General features: G+C 60.3%; 21 protein-coding genes and 1 pseudogene. 8 read left to right on the forward strand and 14 right to left on the reverse strand.

The genetic code is table 11. The features are described 5' to 3' along the window. Window positions 1-91: 91 nt before the first annotated feature. A complete protein-coding gene (locus JN280_RS24315; protein ID WP_202306036.1) occupies window positions 92-280 on the reverse strand; it encodes a hypothetical protein in 189 nt (62 codons plus the stop codon). A gap of 433 nt (window positions 281-713) precedes the next feature. On the opposite strand from JN280_RS24315, the gene JN280_RS24320 reads away from it, so the two are divergent. The 6 genes from JN280_RS24320 (at window position 714) to JN280_RS24335 (ending at window position 6871) form a co-directional block, all read left to right on the forward strand. Continuing rightward, window positions 714-2471 carry an adenylate/guanylate cyclase domain-containing protein gene (locus JN280_RS24320; RefSeq protein ID WP_202306037.1) on the forward strand — a complete coding sequence of 586 codons (1758 nt, stop codon included), beginning with the start codon at window positions 714-716 and terminating at the stop codon, window positions 2469-2471. 419 nt (window positions 2472-2890) lie between these two features. After that, entirely contained in the window at window positions 2891-3073 is a 183-nt protein-coding gene (locus JN280_RS40150) for a recombinase family protein (protein WP_342216119.1), read from the forward strand. Continuing rightward, on the forward strand, window positions 3051-3284 hold the full coding sequence (locus JN280_RS40155) for a hypothetical protein (RefSeq protein WP_342216120.1): 234 nt from the start codon (window positions 3051-3053) through the stop codon (window positions 3282-3284). The genes JN280_RS40150 and JN280_RS40155 overlap by 23 nt, the downstream gene beginning before the upstream one ends. Before the next feature lie 167 nt (window positions 3285-3451). Then, window positions 3452-3586, forward strand: coding sequence for a recombinase family protein (locus JN280_RS40160; protein ID WP_342216121.1), 135 nt, complete (start codon window positions 3452-3454; stop codon window positions 3584-3586). 757 nt (window positions 3587-4343) lie between these two features. Beyond that, window positions 4344-5939, forward strand: a complete 1596-nt coding sequence (ctaD, locus tag JN280_RS24330) for a cytochrome c oxidase subunit I (RefSeq protein ID WP_202306038.1) — start codon at window positions 4344-4346, stop codon at window positions 5937-5939. A gap of 563 nt (window positions 5940-6502) precedes the next feature. Further along, complete coding sequence (locus JN280_RS24335) at window positions 6503-6871, forward strand: DUF488 domain-containing protein (protein ID WP_202306039.1); 369 nt, start codon at window positions 6503-6505, stop codon at window positions 6869-6871. A 152-nt stretch (window positions 6872-7023) separates the two neighbouring features. Here the strand turns inward: JN280_RS24335 and JN280_RS24340 are convergent, their stop codons facing one another. The 8 genes from JN280_RS24340 to JN280_RS24370 form a co-directional block, all read right to left on the reverse strand. Then, a complete protein-coding gene (locus JN280_RS24340) occupies window positions 7024-7848 on the reverse strand; it encodes a universal stress protein (RefSeq protein ID WP_202306040.1) in 825 nt (274 codons plus the stop codon). A 178-nt stretch (window positions 7849-8026) separates the two neighbouring features. Continuing rightward, window positions 8027-8323 carry a hypothetical protein gene (locus tag JN280_RS24345; protein ID WP_202306041.1) on the reverse strand — a complete coding sequence of 99 codons (297 nt, stop codon included), beginning with the start codon at window positions 8321-8323 and terminating at the stop codon, window positions 8027-8029. Window positions 8324-8399: 76 nt separating this feature from the next. Beyond that, window positions 8400-9935 carry an FAD-dependent oxidoreductase gene (locus JN280_RS24350; protein ID WP_202306042.1) on the reverse strand — a complete coding sequence of 512 codons (1536 nt, stop codon included), beginning with the start codon at window positions 9933-9935 and terminating at the stop codon, window positions 8400-8402. A 26-nt stretch (window positions 9936-9961) separates the two neighbouring features. Further along, window positions 9962-10618 carry a fructose-6-phosphate aldolase gene (gene fsa / locus JN280_RS24355; RefSeq protein WP_202306044.1) on the reverse strand — a complete coding sequence of 219 codons (657 nt, stop codon included), beginning with the start codon at window positions 10616-10618 and terminating at the stop codon, window positions 9962-9964. A 58-nt stretch (window positions 10619-10676) separates the two neighbouring features. Further along, entirely contained in the window at window positions 10677-10772 is a 96-nt protein-coding gene (locus JN280_RS40345; protein WP_446720788.1) for a c-type cytochrome, read from the reverse strand. Window positions 10773-10837: 65 nt separating this feature from the next. After that, window positions 10838-11089 (reverse strand): c-type cytochrome, encoded by a 252-nt coding sequence (locus tag JN280_RS39550; protein ID WP_244742005.1) that lies wholly within the window; start codon window positions 11087-11089, stop codon window positions 10838-10840. Window positions 11090-11212: 123 nt separating this feature from the next. Continuing rightward, window positions 11213-12982, reverse strand: coding sequence for a GMC family oxidoreductase (locus tag JN280_RS24365; protein WP_202306049.1), 1770 nt, complete (start codon window positions 12980-12982; stop codon window positions 11213-11215). Between the two features lie 24 nt (window positions 12983-13006). After that, window positions 13007-13759, reverse strand: coding sequence for a gluconate 2-dehydrogenase subunit 3 family protein (locus JN280_RS24370; RefSeq protein WP_202306050.1), 753 nt, complete (start codon window positions 13757-13759; stop codon window positions 13007-13009). 188 nt (window positions 13760-13947) lie between these two features. On the opposite strand from JN280_RS24370, the gene JN280_RS24375 reads away from it, so the two are divergent. After that, window positions 13948-14796 carry a LysR family transcriptional regulator gene (locus JN280_RS24375; RefSeq protein ID WP_202306051.1) on the forward strand — a complete coding sequence of 283 codons (849 nt, stop codon included), beginning with the start codon at window positions 13948-13950 and terminating at the stop codon, window positions 14794-14796. An 8-nt stretch (window positions 14797-14804) separates the two neighbouring features. Here the strand turns inward: JN280_RS24375 and JN280_RS24380 are convergent, their stop codons facing one another. The 5 genes from JN280_RS24380 to JN280_RS24400 form a co-directional block, all read right to left on the reverse strand. Then, window positions 14805-15182: an ATP-binding protein gene (locus tag JN280_RS24380; RefSeq protein WP_244743601.1), complete on the reverse strand. Its 378-nt coding sequence runs from the start codon at window positions 15180-15182 to the stop codon at window positions 14805-14807. An 89-nt stretch (window positions 15183-15271) separates the two neighbouring features. Continuing rightward, window positions 15272-16384 carry an IS630 family transposase gene (locus tag JN280_RS24385; protein WP_202306052.1) on the reverse strand — a complete coding sequence of 371 codons (1113 nt, stop codon included), beginning with the start codon at window positions 16382-16384 and terminating at the stop codon, window positions 15272-15274. A 42-nt stretch (window positions 16385-16426) separates the two neighbouring features. Further along, a complete protein-coding gene (locus JN280_RS24390; RefSeq protein ID WP_202306053.1) occupies window positions 16427-16870 on the reverse strand; it encodes a histidine kinase dimerization/phospho-acceptor domain-containing protein in 444 nt (147 codons plus the stop codon). A gap of 81 nt (window positions 16871-16951) precedes the next feature. Beyond that, window positions 16952-17482: a plastocyanin/azurin family copper-binding protein gene (locus JN280_RS24395; RefSeq protein ID WP_202306054.1), complete on the reverse strand. Its 531-nt coding sequence runs from the start codon at window positions 17480-17482 to the stop codon at window positions 16952-16954. Further along, window positions 17479-17868: a DUF5602 domain-containing protein gene (locus JN280_RS24400; protein ID WP_446720853.1), complete on the reverse strand. Its 390-nt coding sequence runs from the start codon at window positions 17866-17868 to the stop codon at window positions 17479-17481. Before JN280_RS24400 ends, JN280_RS24395 begins: the two co-directional genes overlap by 4 nt. A gap of 270 nt (window positions 17869-18138) precedes the next feature. Between JN280_RS24400 and mnhG the strand changes: the two are divergent. Further along, window positions 18139-18380, forward strand: a pseudogene (mnhG, locus tag JN280_RS24405) (monovalent cation/H(+) antiporter subunit G); the annotation flags it as partial. Window positions 18381-18641: the final 261 nt, after the last annotated feature.

The following is an 18641-nucleotide window of genomic DNA, read 5'->3' on the forward strand; positions in this document are numbered from 1 at the left end:
CGCTGGAAATGCGGCGGGACCGTCCCGTCGCTTCTAGCGCGTGAAGCCCCGACTGCGACGGGGTCGGTGAAGGAGCGGGATGTTTAAGCGGCTAGCCTGCCAAGCTCATCACCAGTTCGACATCGCGGCGCTCGGCATGCTTCTTCCAGCCCAGCCGGTCGGCAACGATCAGCCGGCGACATGCGGCGATCACCATCTCGTCGCTGTTGTCCTTGGCGGCTTCGAGCACGTCCCAGACGATCTGCATCCTGGGCGTGGTGGCGAGCAGGTGGCTGTTCATGCGTGCGCGATCCTCTCTCCTTGGCGACACCACTCATGCTCGGATCGGCGGCGACATCAACTGCCAAGTGGATCATTTCATTGCCTTCGCCGAAAGCGGCGGTCGATCCCTTGTGGGAGAGTCTGACGTTTGGTGGCCTTGAGGCTTTCGGCGCCATCCGATTCCTCGGCGAGGGGAACGTGCCAGGAGCGAGCCCTAGCTGAAAGCGAAGAATTGATACCCTGAGCGGACGTTCGATGTGAGCCAATGCGAAGGTCGGCTTTCACCAGTGAATTCGCCCCCGAGGATGATGACCTTAGTCTCGCGGAGGGAGCGAAAGACTCGCTGAGCTTCCAGAACGAGACCCTGAGGCCGAATAAATAAGGGATGTTCGCTCCGGACGAAAACTGTCCTAAACTGCCCCAATGAAGTCCACTGTTGACTTGGCATAAGCATGTCTGGTTCGACCGATCCCGGAGTGCACAGGCGCCTGGCCGCAATTCTTGCGGCAGACGTGGTCGGATTTTCTGCACTTATGGGCGTGGACGAGGAGCGAACTCTTGCGCGGATTAAGCAGCTGCGTCAGGACATCATCAGGCCCAGGCTGATCGAGCACGGTGGCCGACTCGTAAAGGTAATGGGCGATGGCTTCCTGACCGAATTCCCGAGCTCCGTCCATGCCGTGCGATGTGCTGCAGAGATTCAACATTGCCTCTCGACCGAGCATCACGCGCTCGGCCTCTGTCTTAGGATAGGAATCAATCTCGGGGATGTCATCATCGACGAGGATGGAGACATATACGGAGAGGGCGTCAATATCGCGGTTCGCCTCGAGCAGATGGCAGAGCCGGGGAGCGTCTGGATTTCGGGCAAGGTCTTCGACGAGATCAGAAACAAGCTCTCCTACAGGTTCGAAGACCGGGGGGAGAGACAGGCGAAAAACATAGCATCGCCCATCCGGGGTTATTGCCTCGTCATGACGCCTGCGACGGCGGCAAACGCCCAGGGGCAACCACCAGCGGCCGGAAAGCCGTCGATCGCTGTGCTGCCCTTCACGAATATGAGCGGCGATAGGGAGCAGGAATACTTCGCCGACGGCATCGCTGAAGACATCATCACCGAGCTATCGCGAATTAGCGCGTTTCTGGTAATCGCGCGGAACTCGACATTCACCTACAAAGTTGGGGCGGTCGACGTGAAGCAGGTCGGGCGTGAGTTGGGCGTTGACTATGTACTCGAAGGGAGCGTTAGACGGACCGGCGAGCGAATGCGGGTTTCAGCGCAGTTGATTGACGCAAAGACTGGCGCACATATTTGGGCTGAGAAATATGACCGACCGATCGCCGACATTTTCGATGTCCAGGATGAAGTGACTCGGAGCGTGGTCGCGTCGACGCAGACCCAAGTCATCCTTAACGAAGGCTTTAAAGCTGAGCGCAGCCCATCGATGGGTTTCAATACGTGGGCGTTGAACAAACAGGCTTGGAGAGAAATTTACCAACTCACAAGGGAAAGTCTCCAGACCGCTCGGTCGATTGGTAAGTCGATAATAGAGCAGGACCCCGATAGTCCAAAGGGGTATCAGGTGGTTGCTACGGCGGATCACCATCTGGTTTGGATGGGTTTTTCGAGTGACCGAGATGAAATGCGAGACGAGGCGCTTCGGGCTATTCAGGAAGCGATACGGCTAGACGATCGAGACGAATATACGCAGTGGTCGTACGGGAATATTCTGGGCGTGTTGTTTGGCCGCTACGGAGAAGCCACTATGGCCTTTGGGGAAGCTCTTTCAATTAATCCGAACTTTTCACTCGCGTTTGGCAGTTTGGGAACCGTTCAGTCTCAGCTCGGTGATCCCGAGGAGAGCATTCGGAATATCCAGACAGCAATCAGGCTCAACCCCCGTGATCCAAGCATTTTCTTCCGCTACTCAGGACTGGCAATGGCCAATTTTGCGAAGCGCGACTACTCGCAAGCCCGCGACTGGGCCCAGCGTGCCATTGCTCGTCGGTCGAGTTGGTGGCTTGCCCATGTTGTGCTGATTGCAAGCCTGTCCCACTTGGATGACGGTATTTCAGCGAGGAACGCCCTATCCACGTTTCAGACAATTTTGCCTAACGCGAGTCTTCGGACCCTTCCCTTTCCTAGCATGCATTCTGACCAACTGGCCCGACTGCGGGTCGGGCTCATCCGCGCGGGGATTCCAGACTAGAGGCGGCCTCGCATACCCCCTCTCTAGGACTTCGATAGACGAGGACCAGGTGCTCACCGAGCGGCATGAATTGAATTGACACCCTTGGCCTGCCACAAGACCACTTCCGAACCTCGCCTGGCTTGGCGAGACCCTTGATGCGCGAGGCAATGTCCGCCCTCGCGTGCCGATCCGACGTCCACGACGTCGGATCGGCAGAGGTCGGCTTCTGGCGCTACTTGCTCCTTCCGAAAGCCAGTCTAGGCGGGGGCAGAATTCCAGCTTTGGCTTTCTGCGTGCGGGTACCACGCCACTGGCTGGTCCTTCGTTGCGGTGCAACAAGGGATTCCCATAAGCTACTGAAACAACTTGGCTATTCGGCCAGAGTGAGCAAACTGCAAACGGTGGTTTGCAGTCTGAACACCCTCGGGATCACAGCCATGAACACGGCAATCGCCTACTATCGGGTCTCCACGCAGCGCCAAAGTCGATCCGGGCTCGGCTTGGAAGCTCAGCGAACGGCCGTCGCGCGTTTCGCCGAGTCCGAAGGCATATTGATCGTCAACGAGTTCACCGAGATCGAGACGGCCAAGGGAGCCGATGCGCTCGATCGCCGGCCGTAGTTGGGCAGCCGCCTTGGCAATGGCCCGCCAGGCGAAGTGCCCGGTCGTGGTCGCCAAGCTCGATCGGCTCTCCCGCGATGTCGCATTCATTTCCGGTCTGATGGTTCAGCGCGTTCCCTTCATCGTGGCCGAACTTGGGGCCGACGCTGATCCCTTCATGCTCCCACCTTTACGCCGCACTGGCCGAGAAGGAGCGCCGGCTGATATCTGAACGCACCAGGGGCCGCCCTCGCCTCACGCAAGCAGAGTGGGACCATACTGGGCAATCCCCGCGACACCGCCGCGGCTGCTGCGAAGGGCCGTGAGGTTTCAATCCGGGAAGCCGAGCGTTTCGCCGAGTCCGTGCTTCCGATCGTCCACGCCATCCAACGCTCTGGCGTGACGAGCCTCAGAGGCATTGCGACAGCGCTGAACAACCGTGGCGTCCGAACAGCGCGAGGTGGTCGGTGGCAGGTGTCGAACGTGCGCAATCTGCTGGCGCGTGTCCCCAACCCGGGACCAACCGACTTTTGATAGTCGGGAAAATCCGGTTGGCATTCCAAGGCGCTTCAGGAAAAGGGAGAGGCGGGCCGGTGTGGATTGCGCAACCAATCGTGCGGACGTGATCGACGTCCATCACCGCCTCAAAATTTGATGCAATAATCTTGCATTGATACAGCATTTAATTCCGTTTGCCTTCCTTTTTCGGGATGGGCAAGGTTCTCGGCAGACGACAATTTGTCACCGCAGCAGATGCCATGGAGTACCCCTTGCTGGACCGAAAATCGGCGCATTTCGAACCGGGGCAATACGCCTTGTCCCATTCCGTCATGCATGACCTCGCGCCCGAGCTGAGCCGGTTCAGTCGAGCGCCTGGCCGGATGTTACCCGCTGGCGCAACGCGAAGTGCAAGCGCCTGATCGAGGAACGTCTGGTTGTCGACGGATAAGCGGAGCGCCGCATCGGAACGGATCTCGTCCAGGGCTCGGCCTAGCGATCGGCAAGGTCAGCGGTCGGGTCGTCAGCGTCGACAGGACCTTTCCGTGGCGACTACGGCGGCGGGTTCTTTGACAGAACGCTCGCCGCGATGCCCGCAAGGCCTTTCGCGGTCGGCGTCGGCTTCCCAACGATCTATCCGCGGCCACACGACGTGCCTCATGGACGTGATTGTTACGGGAAGAATGAACACGACGCAGGCAAGGCCTCGTTACCCTTCGCGACGACGGATCCCTTAAGGCCGTCCATCGCTGAAACCGCAAGGCCTGCCAGCAATGAAGGGCAGGTTCATATTATGTCGAATCCAACGACTGCTATAGACGATCACAAGCCGCGGTTTCTCGTCAGGTGGCTGTTTTCGACAAATCACAAGGATATCGGGACGCTCTATCTCCTGTTCTCGATTGCAGCGGGAATCCTCGGCACCGCGCTTTCGGTGGTGATCCGGATGGAGCTTCAGGAACCGGGCCTGCAGATCTTCGCCGCCTCCAACACCTATAACGTCGTCGTCAGCGCCCACGGCCTCGTCATGATCTTTTTCGTGATCATGCCGGCGCTGGTCGGGGGGTTCGGCAACTGGTTCGTGCCGATCATGATCGGAGCGCCAGACATGGCCTTTCCGCGCATGAACAACATTTCCTTCTGGCTGCTGGTCGCCGCACTACTCCTTTTCCTAATGTCGATGTTCGTTCCAGGAGCGTCCGGCGGGCTCGGCCATGGCGGCGGCTGGACGCTCTATCCGCCCTATTCGACGGACGGACAGCCCGGCCCAGCCGTCGACCTAGTGATCCTGTCGATCCATCTGGCTGGAGCCTCGTCGGTCCTCGGCGCCATCAACTTCATAACCACGATTTTCAACATGCGCGCGCCCGGCATGACGCTGCACAAGATGCCGCTCTTTGCCTGGTCGCTGCTCGTCACTGCATTCATGCTGCTGCTCGCGCTTCCGGTACTCGCCGGCGCCATCACCATGTTGCTGACGGATCGAAATTTCGGCACCACCTTCTTCGCCCCCTCCGGAGGCGGGGATCCGATCCTCTACCAGCACCTGTTCTGGTTCTTCGGCCATCCCGAAGTCTACATCATGATCCTGCCCGGCTTCGGCGTCATCAGCCACGTCGTCTCGACCTTCTCGAAAAAGCCGATCTTCGGGTATCTCGGCATGGCCTATGCGATGGTGGCAATCGGCGTGATTGGCTTCGCTGTCTGGGCCCATCACATGTACACCGTCGGCCTGTCGGTGGACACGCAGCGCTATTTCGCCTTCGCCTCAATGGTGATCGCCGTTCCAACGGGCGTAAAAGTGTTCTCCTGGCTCGCGACCATGTGGGGCGGCTCGATGGAGTTCAAGACGCCGATGCTGTGGGCACTCGGCTTCGTCCTGCTCTTCACTATCGGCGGCGTCACCGGCGTCGTGGTCGCCAATCCGGGCGTCGACCGGATGCTGCATGACACCTACTACGTCGTGGCGCATTTCCACTATGTGCTGTCGCTGGGGGCGGCCTTCGCCATCTTCGCTGGCTTCTACTACTGGTTCCCGAAGATGACCGGCTACATGTATAGCGAGACGCTGGGCAAGCTGCATTTCTGGCTGATGTTCATCGGCGTCAATCTCGTGTTCTTCCCTCAGCATTTCCTCGGAATGGCCGGCATGCCGCGCCGCTATGCCGACTATCCCGACGCCTTTGCCGGCTGGAATTTTGTCTCTTCTATCGGGTCCTACATTTCCGCGGCGGGGCTTGTCATCTTCTTCATCACGGTGGCCGAAGCCTTCAGCCGTAGACGCGAGGCTGGCGCCAATCCGTGGGGCGAGAGGGCGACCACACTCGAATGGACGCTGTCGTCACCGCCGCCGTTCCATCAGTTCGAATCCTTGCCTCGCATCCGGTAATTCTCCAGCATGCCGATTTGTGGAGGCGCTTTGAGGAGGAGCTACGCCGGCGCGAACCGGTAACGGACCTGTGGACGTTTGCCCGCTCTGTCCCGTCAAGGAAGCCCGACTGGAAGGTAGTCGCCTCAGATGGGCGCCCGATTGGGTCGGTTTCTCTCTCCTCGACACAGACAAATTCATCGAGTGGCTGGAACTTTGCATGATCTCGTCGCGGCAGGGCACTTGACAATTAATTCCGTCAGGCAGCAATTCACTCCAGGTATCTTTCGAGTGTTCCTGCCCCACCTGCATTTAAACAACGCCATGCTCCTCCACACCAACCACAAGAACTACTTTATGCAACAAACTTGCATTTAAATGACGATTAATTTCACTGGATTTATTTTGAATCTTGGAAGAGATTGTTACCCGGCGAGGCCAGGTGCAAAGAGCGCGGCTTGCCGACTTACCCGATGAGGACTGGAGTTCCTCCTTCGCCGAGCAAGTCGACTGTCCTGGTCCCGCCACCACTTGGCGGCGGTGAGGCCTTAGATGGGAACCCCAATCGAACCGAGGACAACTCAATGGACAAGAAGATTCCGGCTGAAAGAATCCGGCTGAAGCGCGCCTACGAGCGCCCGTCCGCGGAGGACGGTGCGCGCGTCTTGATCGACAGGTTGTGGCCGCGAGGCGTGAAGCAAAGGTCCGCCAAGATCGACCAATGGGCCAAGGATATCGCGCCCAGTACCGAACTACGAAAGTGGTTCGGACACGAGCCAGCGCGTTGGGAGGAGTTCCGTCGCCGATACACAGCCGAACTTCACCAGCACCTCGAACAACTCGACAACCTGCGTGAACTTGCGCGATCGGGCGCTATCACCCTCGTCTATGCCGCGCATGACGAGTGCCACAACGACGCGGTTGTGCTCCGCGATGTTCTGCTGGAACCATGATACCCGTGCGCGTTCGATCCAGCCGGCTCGCGTTCGCCCTCATTTGATCCAAACAGCGGACACCCGCGGTTCTTACGTCGTGTTCGCCGAAGACAGGCCTGTTCTATATGCGGACCAACCATGTCTGCGTGGACTACCAGCCCAACACGTGATCAATTCGACATGAAACGGTTCAGCCCGTCATTTTCGAGGAGGGAACGGGTGGCGCCGCCGAAGACCCATTCCCTGACCCTGCTGTGGCCATAGGCGCCGGATATGATCAGGTCCGCACCCATCACCTTGGCGAGATCGGCGATCGCTTGGCCATCGGGCTTCTCCGGAAACACATCCGCCGCTGCCTTGACGCCGTGGTGGGAAAGGAAGGCGACAACATCGGTCAGGCCATTCCAGGTTTCGTCGGTTGCGTCCTTATCAATCGTGATGAGACGAACCTCCTTGGCCTTTTGCAAAAAGGGTATCGCGTCGGCAACAGCGCGTCTGGCTTCACGCGTCTCCTTCCATGCGACGATAACCCTGTTTACCAGGAAATGTTCTTGGCCATTCGAAGCGACCAGCATAGGCCGCCCAGCCTGAAGGACCAGGCTGCCGAGATCGATGGACCGGTGAACGTTTCTCACGGAGGCGCCTTCAGGCGATCCGGTGACGACAAGATCGGCCGCGCGCGCCGCGTCTATCAGCAGGCGGGTCGGATTGCCCACTGCTCCGCGCCATTCCATGTCCACCGCTGCTGCGCCGGCAAGTTCCTCGAATTCCTTGCGCAACTCGTCAAGGCGACGCTCGATGTTCTCCCGCTGGCGAACCATGATCTCGCCATCGAAAGCCATGCCTTCGGCGCTAGCGAGAGGCAGATGAATGTCGGCGGCCGAAAATCCGATCAGGCGAGCATCGAAACGCTTGGCCAAATCGATGGCGAGTTTGATGAGGGGGATGAAGTGGCCGTCGATATCGAGGCTGAGGAGGATCGACTTGTAGGTCATAAGGCTTTCCTTCGCGCGGGAAACCCCGGCAGGCGCTCTGTCGCGGTAGCGCGTCCTTGCGTTGTCAGTGTCGTAGTCGCGCTTTCGGAACACGCATAGTTCCGTCACGCCGACCAACTGCACGGCGATCGGTCATCGCCCCGTTTGTCCATTGGCGTGACCGTCGACCGTCTCCGTTCTACTTGAACGCGAGCCGGGCGGTGCCACCCTTTGCGATCAACATTTTTCGTGCATCCTGGATCCGCTCCGCCTGCAGCTTGGTATAAGGCCCCATCGGTTGGGTCTTTTGATCGCCCCGGCGAACCTGGCAGTACCACTGGTCGCCCTCGTTAAAGATTTCAATCGAAGTCGGCGCCTCGGCGGGTGCCCTCTTGGCAACCTCGTTGATGAAGTTGACGATTGTCGAATAGTGCTGTGCTGGCGCAACCTTGCGCATACCGCCGGTGATGTTACGTTCCTGCTTCGCTGTGGACATGGTCGACTCCTTTCGATCGCGGCGGCATTCCGCTCCGTCCTTTGTGATTGCGTCCTTCCCGGATGCCGGCGCTTCTTCAGGCCGCCCTTCCGTGCTCCATTGCCACCTCGGCCTCAAGACTTTCAAGGTCCCGGAAAATTGAGGCGGCGGCCAGCGTGCGTCCGTTGCGCTTGAAACGAAGGAGGCAGTCCTTGGCGGCAATATCGCCTTCGATCGAGATCTCGTCCCATCTCTCGGCATGGCCGACATAGTGGATCGGGATGTCGTAGTGCTGGCTCCAGAAGAACGGCAAGGCATCGAATTTCTCGCGATGGCCGAGCATGTTGAGCGCCGCGGTTCGGCCCTGCCTCTCTGCAACCACCCAGTGCTCGACCCGAATGTTCTGGCCACTATGGGAATCCGGCCACCGTGCAATGTCGCCGGCCGCGAAGATGCCCGGCGCGCTCGTTTCCAGAAAAGTGTCCACCACGACGCCCCGGTCAAGAGTCAGCCCCGCGGTTTCCGCGAGCGCGGTCCGCGGCCGCACGCCGATGCCGGCGACAACGAAATCCGCTGCCAACGTGCCGCCGCTGGCGAGTTTCACCTTCCCGCCGTCGATGCTGCTCGCCGTGTCACCGAGATGGAAAACGACACCGTTCTCCTCATGGAGGGCGCGGAGGAAGTCGCCCATTTGCGGGCCCAGGACTCGTTCCATGGGCCGTTCATCGGGTGCCACGACATGAACTTCGACATCACGGGCGCGCAGGGCCGCAGCAACCTCGAGACCGATGAAGCTGGCGCCCAATACGACGGCACGGCGCCCGGTCCTGGTGCACTCGATGATCGCCCTGCAATCCGCGAGCGAACGCAGCGCGTGAACATGCGGCTGGTCGGCGCCGGGAATGGTCAGGCGGACCGGTTCTGCTCCGGTCGCAAGCAACAGCCTGTCGTAAGGAATTCTGCTTCCGTCCGCGAGGCAAACCTCACTGAAGCGCGAATCGATGCCCATGACATCCGTTTTGAGGCGCAGGTCGATGCCGTTCCTTGAATAGTAGTTTTCCCCGCGGAGTGGAATCCAGTCCTCCTGCACTTTTCCGGCGAGGAAGTCCTTGGAGAGATTGGGCCGGTCAACCGGCGGCGCTTCGTCGTCGCTGAGCATGACGATGCTGCCTTGATATTGTTCGCGTCGCAGGCTCTCGACCGCGGCAAAGCCGGCCGCGCCGCCGCCGACGATGACGACTTTTTCGGGAACCTGGCCGGAGCCTCCATCGCGCGGCTTCGGTGCCGCCTGTTTGCGCTTTTTGTCCACGAATATCCTACCTTTTCGCTGTTCCACGGACCAGCACGCGAGCGGACTGAAAGCGGGGGAACGCAAGGCTTCGCCTGTGCGCAAATCGAAGCACGCGTGATGCCAGGGACAGCGAACGCTATCATCCACCACCAGGCCGTCGACGAGCGGCCCGCCGTAATGCGTGCATGTCGCGCTGACCGCGAACATCCCCGTTCCGCGGCGCACCAGCAGCACCTGCTCGTCGCCACAATGGCCGACGATCATGCCGCCGTCGGAAAGATTGGCGAGCGCGATGCCCTGGACCAGATCCGGCCCGTTCGTCTTGGTATGACCTTTAGCCATTCTCTTCTCCTCGGCAACGCTGCCCTCTAGAAGATCGCTTGCCCTGTCTTCCTCCACTCGGCCAGAAACGTGTCTAGGCCCTTGTCGGTGAGCGGATGCCTAGCGAGATTTTTGAGTACCGCTGGCGGCACCGTCGCGACATCGGCGCCCGCCACCGCTGCCCGCTTGACGTGGAGAGGCGTGCGAATTGAGGACGCGAGGATTTCCGTGCTGAGGGATTCGTAGTTGTCATAAATCCTCCGGATTTCCCGGATCACCTCCATGCCGTCCAGGCCGAGATCGTCCAGCCTGCCGACGAAGGGTGAAATGTAGGTCGCACCTGCCTTGGCGGCGAGCAGCGCCTGGTTGGCCGAAAAGCAGAGGGTCACATTGACCTTGCGTCCGCGCTGCCTGAGCGTCCGGCAGGCCTTGAATCCGTCCCAGGTGGACGGCACCTTGACGGCCACATTGGCGGCAATGTCGGCCAACCGCTCTCCCTCAGCGACCATGCCCTCGAAGTCGGTCGCGGTGACTTCCGCCGACACCGGACCCTCGATCGCTTGGCAAATTTCCTCGATCACGTCCCTGATTGGCCGACCGGTCCTTGCGATCAGCGATGGGTTGGTGGTTACCCCGTCGAGAAAGCCCGTGGCGGCAAGCTCACGGATTTCAGAAATATCGGCGGTGTCTGCGAAGAACTTCACTGCCCTTTCTCCTCGAATAGAACGCGTCCATCGATGATTGGATTACGCCCCCCTTGCCTCACGGACGGGTCTGCTGGCCCTGCGCGTCGAACTGCTTCAGATAGGCGATCACGTCGGCGATCTCTTGGGACTTCTTGAGACCCGTGAACGTCATCTTCGTCCCGGGAACCAGCCTACGCGGCGCTTGCAGGTAGGTCGTCAGCGTCGCCTCATCCCAGATCAGCCCGGAATCCTCATCGCGTCGGAGTAGCTGTAGTCGGGATGCGTAGCAGCAGCCCGCCCGACCACACCGTTCAGTGCCGGGCCGACTCCTTTCCTGGCGTCAGTGCCAACTTTGTGGCAGGCCATGCATCTTTTGAAGACCGCAGCGCCCGCCGCAGCATCGCCGACAGGCGGCGATTCCTGCGCATGGGCCGCAACGACCGCGACAATAGTCGCGGCGACTGAGCCGAACACGATCGATTTCGGCAATGCTTCCTCCAATGCGCGCGGATGGCAATTCAACTGGTCTTGCCGGCCTGCAGTGTCGCTGCCTTTGACGCACGGCGTGCCTGCCGGGGTTGAACCGGTCATCCGATCGCGTCAGGTTTTGCGTCAGGTGTGAACCAGTGGACCGGGATTCCTCAGGTACTGATTCTTGATTGCGTCCGCCGCCCAATAGGCGAGCGCTCCGACCGGTCCGGTCGGGTTCTTCCCGGCGTTCTGAGGAAACACGCAGGCGCCGGTGACGAACACGTTCGGAACATCCCAGACCTGGAGATACTTGTTCAGGACGCTGGTGCTCGGATCGGCGCCGAAGACCGCGCCGCCCGTGTTGTGGGTGCTCTGATAAGGCACGATCGAATAGGGCACGGGCGGCATGTTCCGGTCCACCCTTTTAGCCCCCATTTCCTTGGCGATGTTCACGCAGATGTCGGCGTGGCCGTTCATCTGCTTCACCTCGTTGTCCTGGAAATCAAATGTCATCCGCATCAGCGGACGTCCGAAGACGTCGGTGTAGGTGGGGTCGAGGCTGAGATAGTTCTGCCGATAGGCCATCACCGCCCCCTGGTTGCCGATATTGGCGGCGCGGTCGTAGTTCTCGACCACCGCCTTCTTCCAGTCTGAACCCCAGCGGGGCGTACCCCGCGGTGTGGGGTGCGATTGGATGGGACGCGCTCCCGAGTTGCTGCAGCTGATGCCGCCGCCGCCGATATAACCGGCCTTCTCGAAGTCGTAATTGTCACCGTTGAGATCATCCATGCAGGTGCCGAGCGCGCCCGCCCCCATGAAGCGGTTGAGGATCGTCTTTCCGTCGAAATAGGCTGTCGCTCCGCCGCCGCCCTGATAGGCGTAGCTGCGGCCGACCACGCCCTTGCCCGTCGCCGGATCGTAGGGCACGCCGATTTCTGAATGCAGCAGCAGGTGGACGTTGCCGAGCGCATAGGCCGACAGGATAATGAGATCAGCGGGTTGCTCGAGTTCCCGCCCCCGCGCGTCGAGGTAGGTGACGCTGACCGCTCTCTTGCCGGTCGAATCGAGGTTGACCTTCAGCACGATCGAGTTCGTGCGCAGCTCGAAATTCGGGTTTGTCAAAGCTAGGGGAATGATGGTGAAGTGCGGGCTCGCCTTGGCGTTCGCCTCGCAGCCGAAGCGCTCGCAGAAGCCGCAATAGTGACACTGGCCAAACGCCACGCCATCGGGATTGACGTAGTCCTGCGATGCGTTCGACGCGGGATTGGGGAACGGATGGTAGCCGAGATTGCGAGCCGCCTTCTCGAACATCACCATGCTCTGCGCGGCAATCAGCGGCGGATTGGGATACTCGTGCTTGCGTGGTCCCTCGAAAATGTTGCCGCCATCGATCTTCTGGCCGTTGAGATTCCCGGCCTTGCCCGAAGTGCCGCAGGTCTTTTCGAACTTGTCGTAGTAGGGTTCGAGGTCGTCGTAGCTGACCGGCCAGTCCTGCAAGTTCATGTCTGAAGGAATGATCTTCTCGCCATACTTGTCGACCGTCCTGGTGCGAGCCAGGTGATCCCATTCGAGCCACCGCCAGGTGACGCCGTTCCAGTGCACGCCGGCGCCGCCGACACCCATGCCAGGCAGGAAGGAGCCGAGCTGTCGCATCGGCAGCGCCGTTTGCGATTCCCTATTGCGGAAGGTAATGGTTTCCCGCCGCACATTCTGCATGAGGTCGTGGCGGGCGGCGTAGCGCAGTTCGTCGTGGATCTGCGGGTCGAGAAAGTCCGGATTGGTGTCCCGCGGCCCTCCCCGCTCGAGGGCGACGATCTTCAGCTTGGAAGATGCAAGCTCCTTGGCGATGATGCCACCCGTCCATCCAAGGCCGACAATCAGGACGTCTGCTGCGTCGAGTTTCGTAGCCATTATTACCGTCTCCTTTTCCGCCAACTAGACGAGATCCTGGATACCCTTGGGCTCAGCGGTGTAGGGCTTGTTCCGGAAGGGCTCGATCTTGTCCATGTACATGGCGTCCGCGCCGGGGAAGCCGATCATCTTCCAGGCCGCCCTGTTCTTGTTGCCGCCATACATCGGGTCGGCAAAGTAACCCTCGATCGTCAGCTGGAGCAGAAGCCCGAAGAAGGTATCGGCCGGCACCGTCGGCAGATGCACCTTCTTGCCGTCCAGATCGGTCATCACCGCGGCGCGATCTTCCGCCGACAGGATCTCGAATCCGGTCCGGTATTTCTCCCGCACGTAGGCGCTGACGTCGTCGATGCCAGCCCGGATCAGCTCCGATGGCGTCATCGCCAGTTGATAGCCCTGCTCGGGCGTGCCCTCGCCAAACGGCCCTTCCAAGTACAGCCGGTCGCCCTTGCCGTATCCGCTGGCCATCTGCCGGTCGATGTAAGTCGCAACACCAAGTTCCCTGGCGCCGGGGCCGGTTGAATCATTTGGAATGAGCGTGTCAACTGCTGCCTCGACAAAGGCGACCTCGTCCACATTGAAGAATTCGTAGCCGGACCACTCGTCACGGGAGCCTTCAGCGACGACCGCATGATTGTGGGTCGAGATGTTCATCATATCGTCCGCGGACGCGGACCCGGCCATCGGCAGTGTGCTTGCTGCCGCTCCAGCCGCGCCAAACAATCTTAGGAAGTCGCGACGACCTACGTCGCCCTGGCTCTTTTCTCCCGTCGACATGATCTTCTCCTGTCACGCTGCAAGCAACACGATACGTGTTTGGAGACGAGCTTCCGGCCGCTCCAACTGGCGCTCCGCAGCGTGAGCCGCGCCAAGCTTGGTGGATTTGTCCGAAGCCTAGTGCGCCAGTCATCTATCTGGCAAACGAATATGATTGACATTTGAATGCAATTTTTGTGCTATGTGGTATGGACATTGAGCTCGCTCGGACTTTTATCGAGATCGTTTCAACTGGAAGCTTCATTCGAGCGTCGGAGAAACTGAATGTCGCTCAGACGACCGTGAGCGCACGAATCCGCAGTCTCGAGCAACAGCTAGGGCGATCCCTTTTCGTCCGGCACAAAGGTGGAGCTTCGCTCACTCCAGCTGGCGAGCAGTTCCTTCGCCACGCCCCAATGTTCGTCCAGCTATGGCAGCGTACGCTTCATCAGGTTGCTGTGCCGCCCGGCAGGCGCGCTGTTCTGACCATCGGCAGCGAGGTCAGCCTTTGGCAACCGCTCCTACTCGACTGGGTGCGATGGATGCGCCAATCGCTTCCGGATATCGCGCTTCGCGTGCATGTCGATGTGCCACAGGATTTGATCAATCAAGTTGCCTCAGGGATGGTCGATGTCGCCATCATGTATGCGCCCCAGCACCGGCCGGGTCTCAAAATCGATCTTCTTATGGAAGAAAAGCTCGTGCTAGTGACCACCGATCCGAAAGGGCGCCTGACGGACGGCACGGACTATGTCTATATGGATTGGGGGCCGGATTTTACGCTTCATCATGGAATGAATTTCCCCGATGTTGCGCCGGATTTGTTTATGGATCTTGGCCCGCTCGCGCTCAGCTACGTTCTTTCGGCTGGCGGTTCCGGATATTTCAGGATGAGCGCGGTGGAGTCTCATATTGCGGGGGGGCGGCTTCACCTCGTGTCCGAAATGCCGCAATTCTCCTACCCGGTCTACGCGGTACAGTCCGCGAATGCTGATGAGACCGTAGTGGGCCCTGCATTGGCTGGACTGCACTCCATTTCAAACGGCAAAGCCGAATAGGCTGGAACTTAGCGTGTTTCCCGTATTGTTGGTTCGAAGCGATTCTCGGTATCGGCGTGAGCGACAACGGGCGCGTAAGCATGTGGATGGATAGCCGGGAACAGGAGGTCGACTGCCGTTCCAACCCCTGGTTCGCTGGCAATGCGGACCTCGCCGCCAACCATCTGCGTGAACGCGCGCACCTGCGACAGCCCTATCCCGGTACCCTTCTCGCCCTTCGTTGTGAAGAAAGGATCGAACACCCTTCGCAGGATTTCCTCTGGCATGCCGTCGCCGTCATCCTCAACGCGAACGCGGACATGGCTTCCCGGCCCTGCCGCGTGAGGTGTCACGGTACCCTGCCCCAGATGCGCCGTGACAATTCTAACCTCGCCGCCATTTGGCATGGCGTCCCGCGCATTGACGACGAGATTGAGGACTGCGGCGTCGAAGAATGCCGGATCAACCAAGCAGTCCGGGATATCAGCACCGAGTTCTAGTGTTCCGACTCTAACGCTTGGTTCCTGCTCTTGGCGGCGTCAAGAGCAGCGCGGGCGCGGTGGACTTTGGCGAGGATGACATCGGCGCTCTTGGTCCACACGAAGGGCTTCGGGTCGGCGTTGTGCGCGTCGAGATAGTCGCAGATAGCGGTCTCGAGCTGGGCGACGCTCGTGAAGACGCCGCGCCGGATGCGCTTCCTCGTGATCTCGGCGAAGAAGCGCTCCACCTGGTTGAGCCAGGACGACGACGTGGGGATGAAGTGCAGCTTGAAGCGCGGATGCTTGGCGAGCCAGTCCTTCACCGCCTGGGTCTTGTGGGTGGAGTAGTTGTCGACGATCAGGTGCACGTCCAAGGACTTCGGTGTGTTGCGGTCGATGGTTCTGAGGAAACGGATGAACTCCTTGGCCCGATGCTTGGGCTGGCATTCTCCGATCACCGCGCCAGTCTTCACGTCGAGCGCGGCGAACAGCGTGGTCGTGCCGTGGCGCTTGTAGTCGTGGGTCATCGTGCCGGCGCGGCCTTTCTTCATCGGCAGGCCGGGCTGGGTGCGGTCGAGCGCCTGGATCTGGCTCTTCTCGTCCACGCAGAACACCAGCGCCTTGTCCGGCGGGTTGAGATAGAGGCCGACGACGTCGGTCACCTTTTCGGCGAACTTCGGATCATTCGACAGCTTGAACGTGGTCACCAGGTGCGGCTTCAAGCCCGCCTCCGCCCAGATGCGCTGCACGCTCCTGTGGCTGATGCCGACCGTCCTGGCCATCGTCCGCGCGCTCCAGTGCGTGCCGCCGCCCGGCGGCCGCTCCTGCGCCGTCTTGGTCAGCACGGCGAGCTTCACCTCCGCCGAGAGCGGCTTCTTGCGCGCCGGCCGCGTCTTGTCGCGCAACAGCCCGTCGACGCCGGCCTCGATGTAACGCTCTTGCCAGCGCCACACGGCGGGCTTCGACTTCCCCGTGCGCCGCATGATCGCCATCGTGCCGAGCCCGTCCGCCGTCGCCAGCACGATCTCGGCCCGCCAGGCCGCCTTGCGCGACGTGTTGCGATCCGCCACAAGCCGCTCGAGCCGAGCCCGGTCCGCCGGGCTCACGTAAATGCAGATGTCGTTCCTCATGGCCGCACACTGACTGATTTGCGGCCCGAAGGGAATCATTTGTTAGCGCCTGAACACTAGCTTGACGCGGACCCTTGGTCCGGCCCCATGCCGCAAGAAAGGTTCGAAAGTCCTGAGAAATTCATTCAGGTCGCCGGCGTGAGGATCGAGTTCCTGATGCTTTGCAAAGGCGAGCAATTGCGAAGTCAGTTCGACTCCTCGATCGATCGCGTCCCGCGCTGCCGCTATGCAGGCGCGCACCTTTTGCGGGTCGTCGGCAGTTCTCTCGGCGAGTCGCAGTCCGGATTCGATCGCGGCCAGTAGATTCCTGAAATCATGGGCGATTCCTCCTGTCATTTCGCCAACCGCCGCGAGGCGGCGCGTCGCACGTTCGCGTTGCAGTTCAGCGGATCGGGCATCGAGAAGCGTGGCGGATCCCTTTGAGCGCCCGTCGTGCTCTGCCCGCGGCTGCTGCAGGGTTCCATCCGGCAAGACGGTGCCTGTCATGGAGTTCGCCTTTGATCGGTACCCTGATGGATATTTGCATGTCGTAGCATAGCGTCATCTTGCTGCTGACGGTCGCACCTTTCATGCTCTAAACTGCCGGATGACTCCGTTCGCCATGATCTCATCGACCATTGGAAAAGCTCTTAGCGCTTCCTCGGGCAGGTCGCCCTCCGCGCCGGCCGTTTCCATCCAGCCATCCGGCTCCGGTGCGCCGACGAGGATGCGGCCGACCATTCCCGCATGCTCATGCGGGATGCAGTAATAGTCATAGACTCCCTTTTCGATGAAGGTGACGGAAAAGCTCTCACCCGGCAGGAGATAGTCGGAATTCCAGGGTTTCGCGGCCTTAGGCATGCGGAGCGGCCGGTCGAAGTTTACCGGATTGTAGGCCGTCGCCGTATGAGAATTGCCGGGATTGAGATTGGTCCAGCGGATCGTCTGTCCGGGTTTGATCAAAATGCCGATTGGGTCGAACCAGACATGCGAGCCGTCTTCACGCCCCTGCATCCTTACCTCGGTCACTTCCCCGGCCAGCACCACCCTAAATGGCATGGAAAGGGCGGCGGCAAGCCCGCCGCCCACACCCAGGATCTCACGACGCGTGAGTGTCATTTGGCGACACTCGCTTCGTCTGCGGCGGTAACGTGCCACAGCACGACGTGGACATGCGGCTCTTCGACGCCCGGATGGCCGGCATTGTAGTAGACGTCGACATGATCGACATTGCCGCCGGGCGCGACAAGGTTGTCGAAGGTCTTGTCCGGATTGAGGTCCTTGACTGGCAGCATGTAGATCGTGCTGACAAGCTTGCCATCGTGGTCATAGGCCAGGAACGGGCCGGCAGGCAGGCTCGCCGGGTCGACAAAGAGCTGGCCCATTCCTGGCAGGAAATCGGGCAGCTTCACCAACTTGCTGACCTGTTCGTAGGGGGCTGTCGGTGGGGACTTGGCGACCTCGGCAGGAACGTCGCGCGCGAACGCTGCGAGCGAACCGGCCATTGTCAGGACAAGTGCAAAGGCGAGTTTTCTCACTTGGGCGTCTCCTTGTTGTAACAAAAGCCGCGGTGGCCGAAGTTGCCGTGTCGCGCCCGACCACCAAGTAGGAAATAGATACGTTCGTCAAACGAAATTAATCAGCATTTCTGTGCAATATTTTTGTTAGCACTGAAGGCCAGCATGACCAAGGTGGACCGTCGAGGCAACAAACGACGGCTTCCCCAACGTGGCTTCTCTGACGGTCGGAACGCCGATGTCCAGAATGCGCTCGGCTTCTTCGAGCGCGTGCACGCGCCGACTCTCGGCACCAGCTGGGGAACGGGTGCCATCGTGCTCGCGTCGATCGTCTGCCATTCGGCGTTGGGCTCGCGGCCGTCGTGCACGAGATCCTGATCGGGGTCTTCATCGCCGTCACCACGCCGGTGTCACTCATGCTGCTCGCCCGCGCGGCTCTCTATCGCGACCGGGCGGAGGGAGCTATTACGTCCCAGGCAGGCCAGTGTCGGTCTTGTTGATGACTTTGCAGATCGAGTTCCTAGCGTCCAAAGGCCGCATCTACACTGCAGCCGATTGAATCGGCAAGGTGAGGCGGCCATATCGGATCTATGATCTTCTCAAGTCGCCATAAAAAGTACTTGCTTGTTTCGGCCTCTTTGCTGAACCGTTCGTAGCCCCGAACGGTCCGGACCTCACGTCCGCCGTCTCGGGGATCTCCTTTCTTAGTCAAACAGACTGGCACGCATGCGATCCTCTCGCTGCGGTCGAGGGACCGCATG

The sequence above is a fragment of the Mesorhizobium sp. L-8-10 genome, from assembly GCF_016756635.1.
GTDB lineage: Bacteria > Pseudomonadota > Alphaproteobacteria > Rhizobiales > Rhizobiaceae.

Bases quoted from the DNA above. Each gene is read 5' to 3' on its own strand.
- JN280_RS24315 (WP_202306036.1), bottom strand. From the start codon at position 280: ATGAACAGCCACCTGCTCGCCACCACGCCCAGGATGCAGATCGTCTGG.
- JN280_RS24320 (WP_202306037.1), top strand. From the start codon at position 714: ATGTCTGGTTCGACCGATCCCGGAGTGCACAGGCGCCTGGCCGCAATT.
- JN280_RS40150 (WP_342216119.1), top strand. From the start codon at position 2,891: ATGAACACGGCAATCGCCTACTATCGGGTCTCCACGCAGCGCCAAAGT.
- JN280_RS40155 (WP_342216120.1), top strand. From the start codon at position 3,051: ATGCGCTCGATCGCCGGCCGTAGTTGGGCAGCCGCCTTGGCAATGGCC.
- ctaD (WP_202306038.1), top strand. From the start codon at position 4,344: ATGTCGAATCCAACGACTGCTATAGACGATCACAAGCCGCGGTTTCTC.
- JN280_RS24335 (WP_202306039.1), top strand. From the start codon at position 6,503: ATGGACAAGAAGATTCCGGCTGAAAGAATCCGGCTGAAGCGCGCCTAC.
- JN280_RS24340 (WP_202306040.1), bottom strand. From the start codon at position 7,848: ATGACCTACAAGTCGATCCTCCTCAGCCTCGATATCGACGGCCACTTC.
- JN280_RS24345 (WP_202306041.1), bottom strand. From the start codon at position 8,323: ATGTCCACAGCGAAGCAGGAACGTAACATCACCGGCGGTATGCGCAAG.
- JN280_RS24350 (WP_202306042.1), bottom strand. From the start codon at position 9,935: ATGGCTAAAGGTCATACCAAGACGAACGGGCCGGATCTGGTCCAGGGC.
- JN280_RS40345 (WP_446720788.1), bottom strand. From the start codon at position 10,772: ATGACGTTCACGGGTCTCAAGAAGTCCCAAGAGATCGCCGACGTGATC.
- JN280_RS24365 (WP_202306049.1), bottom strand. From the start codon at position 12,982: ATGGCTACGAAACTCGACGCAGCAGACGTCCTGATTGTCGGCCTTGGA.
- JN280_RS24370 (WP_202306050.1), bottom strand. From the start codon at position 13,759: ATGTCGACGGGAGAAAAGAGCCAGGGCGACGTAGGTCGTCGCGACTTC.
- JN280_RS24375 (WP_202306051.1), top strand. From the start codon at position 13,948: ATGGACATTGAGCTCGCTCGGACTTTTATCGAGATCGTTTCAACTGGA.
- JN280_RS24380 (WP_244743601.1), bottom strand. From the start codon at position 15,182: ATGCCAAATGGCGGCGAGGTTAGAATTGTCACGGCGCATCTGGGGCAG.
- JN280_RS24385 (WP_202306052.1), bottom strand. From the start codon at position 16,384: ATGAGGAACGACATCTGCATTTACGTGAGCCCGGCGGACCGGGCTCGG.
- JN280_RS24390 (WP_202306053.1), bottom strand. From the start codon at position 16,870: ATGACAGGCACCGTCTTGCCGGATGGAACCCTGCAGCAGCCGCGGGCA.
- JN280_RS24395 (WP_202306054.1), bottom strand. From the start codon at position 17,482: ATGACACTCACGCGTCGTGAGATCCTGGGTGTGGGCGGCGGGCTTGCC.
- JN280_RS24400 (WP_446720853.1), bottom strand. From the start codon at position 17,868: ATGGCCGGTTCGCTCGCAGCGTTCGCGCGCGACGTTCCTGCCGAGGTC.